This is a genomic window from Pseudomonas sp. CF161, from assembly GCF_000416215.1.
Lineage (GTDB): Bacteria > Pseudomonadota > Gammaproteobacteria > Pseudomonadales > Pseudomonadaceae > Aquipseudomonas.
In genome coordinates this window covers 1-423 of sequence record NZ_ATLP01000002.1, presented here as the reverse complement: position 1 = coordinate 423, position 423 = coordinate 1, and the positions used below count along the sequence as shown (strand labels likewise).

Below are 423 nucleotides of genomic sequence, written 5' to 3'. Positions count from 1 at the left end.
TTGTGTGTTTTTCTCGAACTTTCGGTTCGTTTCGTCTTCACACACCGCAATCTGATGCTCTTTCGAGTAGTCAAATTGCTTGGGTGTTATATGGTCAAGCCTCACGGGCAATTAGTATTGGTTAGCTCAACGCCTCACAGCGCTTACACACCCAACCTATCAACGTCGTAGTCTTCGACGGCCCTTCAGGGAACTCAAGGTTCCAGTGAGATCTCATCTTGAGGCAAGTTTCCCGCTTAGATGCTTTCAGCGGTTATCTTTTCCGAACATAGCTACCCGGCAATGCCACTGGCGTGACAACCGGAACACCAGAGGTTCGTCCACTCCGGTCCTCTCGTACTAGGAGCAGCCCCTCTCAAATCTCAAACGTCCACGGCAGATAGGGACCGAACTGTCTCACGACGTTCTAAACCCAGCTCGCGT

At 51.1% G+C, this 423-nt stretch carries 1 rRNA gene; it reads right to left on the bottom strand.

The features are described 5' to 3' along the window. Positions 1 to 90 precede the first annotated feature (90 nt). Positions 91 to 423, bottom strand: a 23S ribosomal RNA gene (locus CF161_RS00010); the annotation flags it as partial.